Genomic DNA, 12,096 nt, shown 5'->3' with positions numbered 1-12,096 from the left:
AAAACTAGTAATAAACTTCATATTACTACTTCTTATCCATTAGCAAGTAAGTAATCCATTTATTTTCAAAACGAATCTTATCTTATTCTACAGAGAAGATGAAAGAATACACTGGTTGGTTTCCAGCATGCACTTCTACTTCTGCATCTTCAAATTTCTCTTCTACAAATTCAACTAACTCCGCTACTTCTTCGTCAGTTGCATCTTCACCTTGTAGAATCGTTACGATTTCAGAATCTTCATCAATAAGCGCTTCTAGCAATTGCTTCGCAGCTCCTACTTTTTCAGCATTTGTAGATACAATTTTCCCATCTGCAATACACATGAAATCATCTTTTTGAATTGCTACACCATCAATTTCCGTATCACGTACAGCATACGTAATTTGACCTGTTTTCACATGAGATAAAGCTTCTTTCATGTTTTCTTCATTCTCTTCTAACGTTCCAACTGGGTTAAATGCTAACATTGCTGCCATACCTTGAGGAACTGTTTTCGAACGAACAACAATAACTTCTTGATCTACAACTGATGCCGCTTGTTCTGCTGCCATTACAATATTTCCGTTATTCGGTAAAATAATGATTTTTTCAGCATTTGCTTCTTCAATTGCCTTCACGATATCCTCCGTACTTGGATTCATCGTTTGACCACCTTCGATAACTTTCGTTGCGCCGATGCTCTCAAATAAAGTTTTAATACCAGACCCCATAGCTACAGTTACGATACCATATGGTTGTTTTTCTTTCGATTGAGCTGGTTGTTCAGGAACCATAGTAGGTTCATCTAATAAAGCAGTATGCTGTTCACGCATATTTTCTACTTTAATCTTAATTAAACTACCGTATTTTTGCCCGTAGTTCATAGCGTCTCCAGGATGTTCTGCATGGATATGAACTTTTACAATTTCATCATCAGACACAACTAGTAGAGAATCACCATATACACTAATATCTTCACGGAATTTTTGTTCAGAGAAATTATGCTCTTTCACCTTTTCAGCCTCTAATTTCACCATGAATTCCGTACAATATCCATACTTAATATCTTCTGTACTCAATTGGCTTTGTACACTACGGTGATGTTCTGCGCGTACCATTTCATTCATAGATGGTTGCGTCGGTGCATCAGAAGAAATCGTTTCTCCTTTTAAGTCAGCTAAAAATCCTTCGTATACCACTACAAGACCTTTACCACCGCTATCTACAACGCCAACTTGTTTTAATACAGGTAATAAATCTGGCGTACGATTTAACGATGCGTTTGCTTCTTTCACAACGTCTTCCATAAACAAAACAAAGTCGCGCTGTTTTTTCGCAACTGTTACTGCATATTTACCCGTTTCTCTTGCAACCGTTAAAATCGTTCCTTCAATCGGTTTCATAACCGCTTTATAAGCCGCCTCTACTCCAGCTTCTAGTGCTGCAGCAAAATCAACTGTTGTTAATTCTTCTTTTTGTTCAATGGATTTAGAGAAACCACGGAACAACTGAGATAAAATAACTCCAGAGTTACCACGAGCTCCCATTAATAATCCTTTGGCTAAACTTACGCCGACTTTACCAGCATGCTGTGAAGGATTTGCTTTCACTTCACGCGCACCTGAAGTCATAGATAAGTTCATGTTTGTACCGGTATCGCCATCTGGAACTGGAAATACGTTTAATGCATCAACAAGCTGAACATTATTTGTTAAATTATTCGCTCCTTGCATGATCATTTGTGATAAACGTTTTCCATCAATTTTTTGAATTGACACAGATTTTCCTCCTTAATGCACATTACAAGTTTATTACTTTAACTCCTTGTACGTAGATGTTTACAGAATCTACTGCTAGTCCTACAGTTTGATCTAATGTATATTTCACTTTCGTCTGCACATTATGTGCCACTTCTGAAATTTTCGTACCATAGCTCACAATAATATACATATCAATATGTACTTCATCTTCATCTTTACGAACAATAACACCTCTAGTGAAGTTTTCTTTTCGTAAAATGTCTGTTAATCCATCTTTTAACTGATTTTTTGATGCCATACCTACGATACCGTAGCAATCTACCGCGGCACCTCCAGCAATTGTTGCAATTACATCTGTACTAATATCAATTTGACCGTACTTCGTTTTAATTTCAATTGACATCTCGTTTCCCCCTTCATAAATGGTGAAAGTGAGCTAGACTACTTTAGTTACTATCATATAATCTTTTTAAAGAAAATTCCATCGTTCTTTCTTTTCACTCTCATATTTTATGTTTTAAATTACACTTTTTTATGATGAGCAAAATAGTCCATTGTTATTATACAACATGTACCACTATAATATGTCAAGCAATTTTTATGGATTTCAACTTTTCTTCATTGACATATAGTGTCAAGTAAATTTTCTTGATTTCTTTTTTCTACGGTGTTGCATTCTCTTTTTAGTTGTGTTAAATTATAGTAGTGTTTTTAGCATCGCATAAAAGACTAACATTGAAAAATTACGTATGGTAAGGTATCAAGGGAGGGAAATATAAATGGCTCGTGTTTGTGCTATTACTGGAAGAAAAGCTCGTTCTGGTAACTCTCGTTCTCACGCAATGAACGCTACAAAACGTAAATGGGGCGCTAACCTTCAAAAAGTTCGCGTACGCATCGACGGAAAAGTTCAACGTGTTTACGTTTCTGCTAGAGCATTAAAATCTGGCAAAATCGAACGTGTTTAATAATAAAAAAAAGAGCCGATAGGCTCTTTTTTTACTATAACAATGGAAAAAGCACCGGTGATAGGTGCTTTTTTTAATCTTTTTTGAAGGTATTTAACATTGCACGAACTATTCCACCAAGAAATTTAGGTAACTTAATTGTATAAAATCTCATGGTTTCCCTCCTAATCCCCATTACTCCACTTGGTCACTATATGATGTAAGGAGCAAAATTGTTTCTTCAATCAGTGCTTCTTATCAACATTAATATGCCAGAAGTAAATGAAAAAGTACCTTTTTCCTCAACGAGTTCGTTACTAATACAAAGTGTTGATCCCCACTCTATTGTTTTATTAGTAAGAGGGTACTTAAAACCAAACAATGTAATCCCTTCCACTATTTCAGTAACTGGTACAAAAGATACATAAGGAAAATTTTTATTTTCTTCAATTATATGTGTACCCATTTTTTTAACTGTTATTTCATTTTTATTGTCCACAATACACATTTCTATCTCTACTTCTAACCCTTTTAAAAGCATCTGTATATTTGCCAAACCGTGATCAAGCCTTCCACCAGTAGCACCAAAAATACGAATTAGTGCCGGCTTCTGTTCTAATGCCCAGTTGATTGCAATTTCTAAATCCGTTTGATCTTTTTCCCGCGGAACAATATGTAATTCGTTCGTTTGCTGTCCCATCCATACTAATTCTTCTTCAGTAACTGAATCGTAATCTCCAAACGCAACAGCCGGGGTAATCCCTTTCTTTAATAGACGGTATACTCCCCTATCAACCGCTGCCCACACTACTTCCTCATTCTCGTATCGAGCAAAATCTGCGCAATATTCCGAAGGTCCTCCTGCCAAAATATGAATAATCATTTTTTCTTCTCCTTCCATTGTAAAAAGGCAATCTGCCATTCGGTAGATTGCCTTTTTACATATTTTTATCCTATCCTATAAATGCCTTACTAGGATAAAAGTTCATCACTACCCACGAATTACGCGAATTGCTTCACCGCGGTCTTTTTGATTGTATACTGCTGACCCAGCTACAAGTACATTTGCTCCTGCTTCCACACAAAGTCTTGCTGTTTCAGCATTTACACCACCATCAACTTCAATTTCCACTTCTAGATTGCGCTCTTTCACCATGTCTGCAACTTGTTTAATTTTCGGTAATACAGAATGGATAAACTTCTGTCCACCAAATCCAGGGTTTACTGTCATAAGTAATACCATATCTATATCTTCTAATACATGCTCAATCACTGAAACTGGCGTATGTGGATTTAATACAACGCCCGCTTTAATACCATGAGATTTAATTAACTGAATTGTACGATGTAGATGCGGACACGCCTCTACGTGAACAGTAATAATATCCGCTCCCGCTTGTGCAAAAGTCGGGATATAGTTATCAGGATTTTCAATCATTAAATGTACATCTAATGGTAATGATGTAATCGGACGGATTGCTTCTACAATTAACGGTCCAATCGTAATATTTGGTACGAAATGTCCATCCATTACGTCAACGTGAATGTAATCCGCTCCGCCCTTTTCTACATCTTTAATCTCTTCCCCTAATTTTGAAAAATCTGCTGATAAAATCGATGGTGCAATTTTAATCATAACTAATACCTCGGCTTTCTCTCTCTAATTTCTTCTACGAATTGTTTATAGTTCTTATAGCGATATTCTGTAATCTTCCCTTCTTCAACCGCAGCTTTCACCGCACATTTCGGTTCAGAAAGATGTGTACACCCTCTAAATTTACAGTATTGGCTCGCTTCTTTCAACTCTGGAAAACAATATGTAAGATCTTCTACTTCTATATCAATGAAATCTAGTGAACTAAAACCCGGTGTATCTGCTACAAGTCCACTCCCAATTGCAATTAATTCTACGTGTCTTGTCGTATGCTTCCCGCGTCCTAAATGGGAGGAAATATCATTTGTTTTCAGCTCTAATTCTGGACGTAGCACATTAAGCATTGAAGATTTCCCAACACCAGATTGACCCGCAACGACAGAAACACAATTTTCTAAGTATGGTTTTAATATATCAATACTTTCTGACGTATTAATAGAAGTAAATAAAACATCATAACCCATCTCACGATAATCATTCGCATAAGCTTCAACAGTTGCTTTCATCTTTTCATCTACTAAATCCATCTTGCTAATACAAATAATTGGCTTAATGTTATGATATTCAATCAGCACTAAAAATCGATCTAACAGTCCAGGATTAAAATCTGGTTCTACTGCAGAGAACACAAGGATCGCTTGATCGACATTAGCAATAGGAGGTCTAACAAGTTCATTTTTTCGATCAAACACTTCAAGCACATAACCTTCAGTTGGATTATCTGCCTGAAAAACAACTTGGTCTCCTACAAGTGGTGTAATTTTATTTTTTCTAAATACACCTCGCCCACGACATTGCGTAACCCCTTCTTCATGCTGCACGTAATAAAACCCACTTAAAGCTTTTATAATTTTTCCTTCTGGCATAGAATTCTCCTTTTTTGTATAAGGTGATGCTGAATTTAAAAATGAATGGATTTAAATTTTCCAAATAACGATTTCAAAACCTACCATATATACTTTCGCTAATATACATTGAATTTCCCATTAAATGCAAAAAAATATTTACAGCTGCATCACTTTACTAGCTTTTTGAATCATATATTTTTGCCTGCTATACCGTCCACTTTGTAGACAGCATAACAGGCAATAATAATAATAATAATAATAATAATAATAATAATAATAATAAGTAGACTTTCACTATTATTGAGTTGGATATGGTACTTCTTTATCAATAATCGTTACTCCATCCCGTACAATTTTATAGTGTCCCTTTGAACCTTCTTGAATTACAAATTCTAAAGAAATAGTCGCTGATTCAGTAATTGTTCTCGTTTCAACCGGTCTATCCATTTTTTGCTGCATGTCTTCTTTATAAATTTCTATTGTTTGCGGCTTTTTTTCACCTGTTACAGCAGGCTCATATGGGATAGAGATATTGTCCACTTTTATCGTTTTAGTCACTTTAGGCTTTTGACCATCAGAGATAATAATAGTTACTTTATCTCCCTCTTTTAATGGTGTACCTGGTTTTGGAAATTGCGAAATTACAAGTCCTTTTTCGACTGTATCTGAATACTCTCGTTTTATATCTGACGTTAGTTTTCTCTCATTCAAATAACCAGTTACACTATTTTCAGTCCACCCCGAAAAGTCACCTGGTCTAATTTGATAAGGACCTTTACTTACCCAGATTTTCAGTTCTTGCTCCGCTTCTATAACCATCTGATCAGGCGTCGGAATTTGTTCTACAATTTCACCTTTTGGCTTATCATTTTCAATATAATTTACCGTAACTTGTTTATATTTTTCTTCTAACTCAGCTTTTACACTCTCAAAGTTTTGACCTGTGAAATTTGCCATCTTACTTTTCTTTTTTCCACCTGATTGATAGATAGTAATTTTAGCGTTTTCTTTTACGACTCTTCCTGCTACAGGGTCCGTTTTTATTACATCCCCAACTTCAACATCATCTGTATATACAATATTAGGCTCCGTCACCTCAAAGCCCTTTTCTACTAATGTATTTACAGCTGTCGTGTATTTCATACCAGACACATCAGGAACTTTCACATCTTTCGGAATAAATAATCCTGGAATAACCGTAAGTGCTAATGTTATTCCTATTGCTAAAAATAAAAATGTTGAAATTAAAACTTTAAGCCACTTGCTACTCCGTTTTTTCTTCTTATCTAACTCAGCTGCTTCTGCTCTTATCGGTTCTTCCATCTTACTCCCTTTTAAAACAATCGTTTCATCACTTACATTTTCAAATAATTGTTCTTGTTGAATAATCGGAATCGCTTTTGTCGCTTCCATATCTTCCGGTATGTAAAATGGTTGCTCATTTATCCTCTCTGGATATAGCGCAGTTTCAATATCCCGCTTCATCGCATTAGCAGATTGATATCGGTGAAACGGATCTTTTGCAGTTGCCTTTAATATAATATTTTCAACACTTTGCGGAATATTTTCATTCCATCTTTTTGGTGATGGGATTTCACTTTGTAAATGTTTTAAAGCTATGGCAACAGCAGATTCGCCAGAAAACGGTTGTCTTCCTGTTAACAATTCAAACATAACTATCCCAAGAGAATAGATATCTGATTGTTTATTTGCTATCCCACCACGTGCCTGTTCTGGTGATAAATAATGGACTGAACCGAGCACTGAATTTGTATGTGTAATTGTTGTTGCACTTGTAGCTGTCGCAATTCCAAAATCTGTTACTTTTATTATTCCATCAGCTCGAATTAAAATATTGTGCGGCTTTATATCACGATGCACAATTTCAAAATGATGGGCATGTGCCATAGCGGATGTTAACTGCTCCATAATATCAAGAGCTTCTCCTATAGGTAACATCCCTCGCTCAATTATGTATTGCTTCAATGTTTGCCCTGGTACATATTCCATGACAAGATAGTATATACCATCTTCTTCTCCGACATCATACATATTCACAATATTTGGATGCGACAACGTTGTAACAGACTGCGCTTCTCGATGGAAACGTTTAATAAACTCTTCGTTATTTGAGTAGTCGAGTCTTAATATTTTTACCGCTACATCTCGGCCAAGTATATCATCATGAGCTAAATATACATTGGCCATTCCGCCACCACCAATCATTTTCAGCAGCTTATAACGGTCATTTAAGCGTTTTCCAATCAGCACGTTGCACTTCACCTACTTTCGTTTGTCGAACCCGCATAATCAATAAGAACAAGTGTGATATTATCTTCTCCACCGCGATCATTTGCCAATTGAATGAGACACTGCCCTTTACCTTCAAGCTGTTCATTTAACTGTAAAATTTGTCGCATATCATCAATAGAAACTTTGTTTGATAATCCATCAGAGCAAAGAAGTAATTGATCATCTTCCTCAATCACCAACGTTTTAACATCTAACCCAACTTTTTCTTCTGTTCCTAATGCTCTTAATAACACATTCTTTTTCGGATGATACTCTGCGTCTTCCTTTGAAATTTCACCATGTTTCACAAGCTCATTTACAAGTGAATGATCTTCCGTTACTAGCGTCATTTCTCCTTCTGATACCATATAGCAACGACTATCTCCTATATGCCCTATTGTCACAAAGCTTGGTGTACAAACAGCTATTATAAGCGTTGTTCCCATACCATTACATTCTGCATTTTGCTGAGCGTATTCATATATACGCTCATTAATAATCCCAACACTAGTATGTAACCATTGTTCTACTTTTTTCGGCTCATTCATATTATGTGTTTGCTTCCAATAATCATGGAATAATTGAATGGCCATCGAGCTAGCTACATCACCAGCTCGATGACCTCCCATTCCATCTGCTACTACCGCTAATACATTTCCATCTAAATTGTGAAAAACTCCTGCACTATCTTCATTATGTTGACGAACTTTTCCTTTATCCGATAGAAATACGGCTTTCATCTCGTCACCTCGTCTCTTCTTTGCGCTCCTTCGCACGCAACTGACCGCAGGCTGCATCAATATCATGACCTTGTTCACGGCGAATCGTTACATTCACTCCACGATCTTTTAACGTTTTCTCGAACAAGAAAATTTGTTCACGTGGCGTACGTACATAATCACGTTCAGGTACGTAATTTACCGGAATCAAGTTCACATGACATTTTACACCTTTTAAGAGCGCAGCAAGCTCTTCAGCATGCTCTACTTGGTCATTTTCTCCTCCAAATAATCCATATTCAAAAGTAATACGACGCCCTGTTCTATTTACATAGTATTTAATAGCTTCCATTAAATCTGGTAATTTATAAGCACGGTTAATCGGCATTAATTTTGAACGTAATTCTGAGTTTGGAGCATGCAATGAAATCGCAAAATTAATTTGTAGATCTTCTTCAGCAAACTTATAAATTTTCGGGATAATTCCACTCGTCGAAACAGTCATATGTCTCGCACCAATATGAAGTCCTTTTTCATGGTTAATGATGCGTAAGAATCCCATTAAATTATCATAGTTATCAAATGGTTCTCCAATCCCCATAACAACAAGAGAACTTACACGTTCTTCCGTTTCATCAAGCGCACGCTGAACTTCTACTACTTGCGCTACGATTTCTCCAGCTTCTAGGTTTCGCTTTAATCCACCAAGTGTCGAAGCACAGAACGTACACCCAATACGACAACCCACTTGCGTTGTTACACAAATGGAATTTCCATATTCGTGTCGCATTAATACCGTTTCAATAGAATATCCGTCATATAATTGGAATAAGAATTTAATTGTTCCATCCGAAGACGTTTGTTTTACTAACGTGTTTAAAGTAGTAATATCAAAGGAATTCGACAATTTATCACGCAATCCTTTAGAAAGGTTTGACATATCCTCATAATTTTTTACACGTTTTTTATATAACCAATCAAAAATTTGTCCAGCACGGAACTTCGGTTCTCCTTGTTCCTTTAACCAATCTTGCATTTCATGAAGTTGTAAAGAGTAAATTGATGGTTTCTTCGTTTCTAAATTTTTCTTTTGTTTTCTTACAGTCGTTTCCATGATGCTACACCTTCTTCCTTAAACAAGCAATATAAAAGCCATCCGTCGCAAAATAATGCGGTAAAATTTGTACTTGACCTTCATCAATATACGGAATTAATTTTTCTGGCATACGCTCTTTAAGCGTAGTATCCCATTCAAATTCAGGATGTTCTTGTAAAAATTTCTCTATTACTTGTTCATTTTCTATTTTCTCAATTGTGCACGTACTATAAACAAGACGACCGCCTTGTTTTAATAATGGTGCTATTTTTTCTAGTATTGCAATTTGAATCGTCGATAATCTTTCACTATCGCCTTTATCTTTTCCTAACTTAATATCAGGCTTACGTCTAATTACACCAAATCCAGAACACGGTGCATCTACCAATATTTTATCAAACGTTTCATTTGCAAAGTGCTCTTGCACTTTTCTAGCATCTAGCGCTTTAGTTTCGACATTTTCTAGACCAAGTCGCTCTGCTTGCTGTTTAATTAAACGTACTTTGTGTGCATGTAAATCAAGGGACATGACCTTACCAGTTCCCTTTAATCGTTCCGCGATATGCGTTGTTTTTCCGCCTGGAGCAGCACAACTATCAAGAACTGCATCTCCCGTATTCGGTTCTAAAGCGCGTGCTACAAGCATAGAACTTTCATCTTGAATAGAAAGAAATCCTTTTTTAAACGCTTCTGTATGCGCTACATTTCCTCTTTCAATCTGAATTGCATCATCTGATAAGTCACCACTTTTTGCTTCTATACCTTCACTTGCCAACAACTCAATCGCTTCTTCTACCGTTACCTTATCAACATTCACACGCGCTGTTGGTACAGGGGGTAACATGTTTACTTCGCACATTTTTTCTGCAGTTTCTAAACCGTATTCTGAAGTCCACTCTTGGACAAGCCAAACTGGATGACTTGTTGTAATTGCAAGACGTTCTACTGGATCCTTGATTTCATCTACAGAAGGTACACCTTCTCTCTGAATCGAACGTAATACACCGTTCACCATACCAGCAATTCCTTTATGCCCGCGACGCTTTGCAATCTCAACCGCTTCATGAATAGCCGCTCTTTCTGGCACTCGGTCTAAATAAATCATTTGATATAAAGATAAGCGAAGCAATACTCTTACCCACGCCTCAACCTTCTTTTTTAAAAAAGGCTGTAAATAATAATCTAATGTGTCACGACGTTGAATCGTTCCATATACAATTTCAGTTAATAAACCAATATCTTTTCTATCAATTGTACTTTTTTCAATTAGATTATTTAAAAGTAAGTTGCTATATGCACCACTTTTTTCCACTTGAATTAAACCATCAAGAGCTAATTCACGAACATTTTGTCTCATGCATTTTCTCCTAACTTCGTTCCAATTTCAGGTTTTGTTCCACGTAAAAATTGTGAACAACTCATACGCTTTTTACCAGAAGGTTGCAATTCAGTAATTTTAACACCTGTTTCATTACTAGTTGCTACAACAAAACCATCTTCTTCGATTGCAACAATCGTACCTGCTTCAGCCGGTTCAGTTACAGGCACTTTTTCTCCCCACCATACTTTAACAACTTGTCCTGCTAAAGTTGTATAAGCAACTGGCCATGGATTCAATCCGCGAATGTGATTGTATACTTCTTCACCTGTTTTTGTCCAATCAATTTTCTCTTGCTCACGTTTTATATTGTACGCAAACGTTACTTCTTCTTCGTTTTGTTTAATCGGTTCTAACTTACCTTGGATTAATAAAGGTACTGTTTTAGATAGAAGGTGTGCTCCTGCTTCACTTAATTTATCAAATAATGAGCCTGTCGTTTCACGCTCTTCAATTTCAACTTCCACTTGCGTTAAGATATCACCAGCATCCAATTTTTCTACCATATACATAATTGTAATACCTGTTTTTTCTTTACCTTCCATAATTGCATAATGAATTGGTGCACCACCACGAAGTTCAGGAAGTAAAGAAGCGTGAACATTAATACATCCATACTTCGGTGCTTCTAAAATTTCATTTGGTACAATCTGCCCAAATGCAGCTGTTACAATTAAATCTGGCTCTAATGCCAATACTTTTTCATATTCATCTTTTTCACGAATTTTTAACGGCTGTAACACAGGGATACCATGTTTTTCCGCTTCAACTTTAACAGGTGTAGGTGTTAATACTTTTTTTCTACCTACTGGACGATCCGGTTGCGTCACAACACCTACTACCTCATAGCCATCTTCAATAAGACGACGAAGCACCGGCACTGAAAAGTCCGGTGTTCCCATAAACACTACTTTTATCATTTAAAAACCGCTCCTTTTAACACCTATTCTAGTTCGTTTTCTTCATAATATCTTGTCACTTTCGATGTAAATAAAACACCGTGTAAATGATCGATTTCATGTTGAATTGCACGCGCTAAAAATCCTTCCGCTTCTAATAAGAATACTTTCCCACGGCGATTTTGCGCTCTTACTTTAATATAATCGGCACGTTCTACTTCACCATAAAGTCCCGGGAAGCTTAAACAGCCTTCGGGACCTACTTGTTCACCACGTTTTTCTAATATTGATGGATTGATTAACTCGATTTTCCCAGTATCATCATCGACATCAACAACCGCTACTTGCAAGCTTACACCTACTTGAGGCGCAGCTAAACCGACTCCGTCCGCAATTAACATTGTTTCATGCATATCTTTCAACAATTTCACTAACTTTTTATCAAAGTTAATTACTCTTTCGCATGGTGTTTCTAACACTTCATTTGGATGCTTTATTATTTCTAAAACTGCCATATTTCCC

At 36.4% G+C, this 12,096-nt stretch carries 13 protein-coding genes; 1 reads left to right on the top strand and 12 read right to left on the bottom strand.

Features of this window, described 5'->3' with window-relative positions; genetic code table 11:
* Positions 1 to 82 precede the first annotated feature (82 nt).
* Positions 83 to 1,759, bottom strand: coding sequence for a DAK2 domain-containing protein (locus HMPREF1014_RS05190; protein ID WP_000027128.1), 1,677 nt, complete (start codon positions 1,757 to 1,759; stop codon positions 83 to 85).
* 22 nt (positions 1,760 to 1,781) lie between these two features.
* Positions 1,782 to 2,144, bottom strand: coding sequence for an Asp23/Gls24 family envelope stress response protein (locus HMPREF1014_RS05185; protein ID WP_000021109.1), 363 nt, complete (start codon positions 2,142 to 2,144; stop codon positions 1,782 to 1,784).
* A 376-nt stretch (positions 2,145 to 2,520) separates the two neighbouring features.
* Between HMPREF1014_RS05185 and rpmB the strand changes: the two genes are divergently transcribed.
* Positions 2,521 to 2,709, top strand: coding sequence for a 50S ribosomal protein L28 (gene rpmB / locus HMPREF1014_RS05180; RefSeq protein WP_000124776.1), 189 nt, complete (start codon positions 2,521 to 2,523; stop codon positions 2,707 to 2,709).
* Between the two features lie 73 nt (positions 2,710 to 2,782).
* Here the strand turns inward: rpmB and spoVM are convergent, their stop codons facing one another.
* From spoVM to def, 10 genes are all read right to left on the bottom strand, one after another.
* Complete coding sequence (gene spoVM, locus HMPREF1014_RS05175) at positions 2,783 to 2,863, bottom strand: stage V sporulation protein SpoVM (protein ID WP_001213599.1); 81 nt, start codon at positions 2,861 to 2,863, stop codon at positions 2,783 to 2,785.
* 66 nt (positions 2,864 to 2,929) lie between these two features.
* A complete protein-coding gene (locus HMPREF1014_RS05170) occupies positions 2,930 to 3,610 on the bottom strand; it encodes a thiamine diphosphokinase (protein WP_000752663.1) in 681 nt (226 codons plus the stop codon).
* A gap of 69 nt (positions 3,611 to 3,679) precedes the next feature.
* The gene (rpe, locus tag HMPREF1014_RS05165) at positions 3,680 to 4,324 is read right to left on the bottom strand and encodes a ribulose-phosphate 3-epimerase (protein WP_000589974.1); all 645 of its coding nucleotides are present in this window, start codon (positions 4,322 to 4,324) and stop codon (positions 3,680 to 3,682) included.
* 2 nt (positions 4,325 to 4,326) lie between these two features.
* Positions 4,327 to 5,208, bottom strand: a complete 882-nt coding sequence (gene rsgA / locus HMPREF1014_RS05160; protein WP_001113932.1) for a ribosome small subunit-dependent GTPase A — start codon at positions 5,206 to 5,208, stop codon at positions 4,327 to 4,329.
* Positions 5,209 to 5,487: 279 nt separating this feature from the next.
* Entirely contained in the window at positions 5,488 to 7,461 is a 1,974-nt protein-coding gene (gene pknB, locus HMPREF1014_RS05155) for a Stk1 family PASTA domain-containing Ser/Thr kinase (protein WP_000904743.1), read from the bottom strand.
* 8 nt (positions 7,462 to 7,469) lie between these two features.
* A complete protein-coding gene (locus HMPREF1014_RS05150) occupies positions 7,470 to 8,222 on the bottom strand; it encodes a Stp1/IreP family PP2C-type Ser/Thr phosphatase (protein WP_000648703.1) in 753 nt (250 codons plus the stop codon).
* A 4-nt stretch (positions 8,223 to 8,226) separates the two neighbouring features.
* Complete coding sequence (gene rlmN / locus HMPREF1014_RS05145) at positions 8,227 to 9,315, bottom strand: dual-specificity RNA methyltransferase RlmN (protein ID WP_000450541.1); 1,089 nt, start codon at positions 9,313 to 9,315, stop codon at positions 8,227 to 8,229.
* A 4-nt stretch (positions 9,316 to 9,319) separates the two neighbouring features.
* Positions 9,320 to 10,654 carry a 16S rRNA (cytosine(967)-C(5))-methyltransferase RsmB gene (rsmB, locus tag HMPREF1014_RS05140; RefSeq protein ID WP_001249685.1) on the bottom strand — a complete coding sequence of 445 codons (1,335 nt, stop codon included), beginning with the start codon at positions 10,652 to 10,654 and terminating at the stop codon, positions 9,320 to 9,322.
* A complete protein-coding gene (gene fmt, locus HMPREF1014_RS05135) occupies positions 10,651 to 11,595 on the bottom strand; it encodes a methionyl-tRNA formyltransferase (RefSeq protein WP_000598805.1) in 945 nt (314 codons plus the stop codon). The genes rsmB and fmt overlap by 4 nt, the downstream gene beginning before the upstream one ends.
* Positions 11,596 to 11,618: 23 nt before the next feature.
* On the bottom strand, positions 11,619 to 12,089 hold the full coding sequence (gene def, locus HMPREF1014_RS05130; RefSeq protein ID WP_000279455.1) for a peptide deformylase: 471 nt from the start codon (positions 12,087 to 12,089) through the stop codon (positions 11,619 to 11,621).
* Positions 12,090 to 12,096: the final 7 nt, after the last annotated feature.

It is taken from the genome of Bacillus sp. 7_6_55CFAA_CT2 (assembly GCF_000238655.1).
Classification (GTDB): Bacteria; Bacillota; Bacilli; order Bacillales; family Bacillaceae_G; genus Bacillus_A; species Bacillus_A cereus.
Note: the sequence above shows the minus strand (reverse complement) of the source record. Positions and strands in the feature narration are given on the sequence as shown.

What these genes read in the sequence shown, in the direction of transcription:
- HMPREF1014_RS05185 (WP_000021109.1), bottom strand. Translation starts at nt 2,144, where the DNA reads ATGTCAATTGAAATTAAAACGAAGTACGGTCAAATTGATATTAGTACA.
- rsmB (WP_001249685.1), bottom strand. Translation starts at nt 10,654, where the DNA reads ATGAGACAAAATGTTCGTGAATTAGCTCTTGATGGTTTAATTCAAGTG.
- spoVM (WP_001213599.1), bottom strand. Translation starts at nt 2,863, where the DNA reads ATGAGATTTTATACAATTAAGTTACCTAAATTTCTTGGTGGAATAGTT.
- def (WP_000279455.1), bottom strand. Translation starts at nt 12,089, where the DNA reads ATGGCAGTTTTAGAAATAATAAAGCATCCAAATGAAGTGTTAGAAACA.
- HMPREF1014_RS05150 (WP_000648703.1), bottom strand. Translation starts at nt 8,222, where the DNA reads ATGAAAGCCGTATTTCTATCGGATAAAGGAAAAGTTCGTCAACATAAT.
- rpe (WP_000589974.1), bottom strand. Translation starts at nt 4,324, where the DNA reads ATGATTAAAATTGCACCATCGATTTTATCAGCAGATTTTTCAAAATTA.
- fmt (WP_000598805.1), bottom strand. Translation starts at nt 11,595, where the DNA reads ATGATAAAAGTAGTGTTTATGGGAACACCGGACTTTTCAGTGCCGGTG.
- rlmN (WP_000450541.1), bottom strand. Translation starts at nt 9,315, where the DNA reads ATGGAAACGACTGTAAGAAAACAAAAGAAAAATTTAGAAACGAAGAAA.
- rsgA (WP_001113932.1), bottom strand. Translation starts at nt 5,208, where the DNA reads ATGCCAGAAGGAAAAATTATAAAAGCTTTAAGTGGGTTTTATTACGTG.
- HMPREF1014_RS05170 (WP_000752663.1), bottom strand. Translation starts at nt 3,610, where the DNA reads ATGGCAGATTGCCTTTTTACAATGGAAGGAGAAGAAAAAATGATTATT.
- rpmB (WP_000124776.1), top strand. Translation starts at nt 2,521, where the DNA reads ATGGCTCGTGTTTGTGCTATTACTGGAAGAAAAGCTCGTTCTGGTAAC.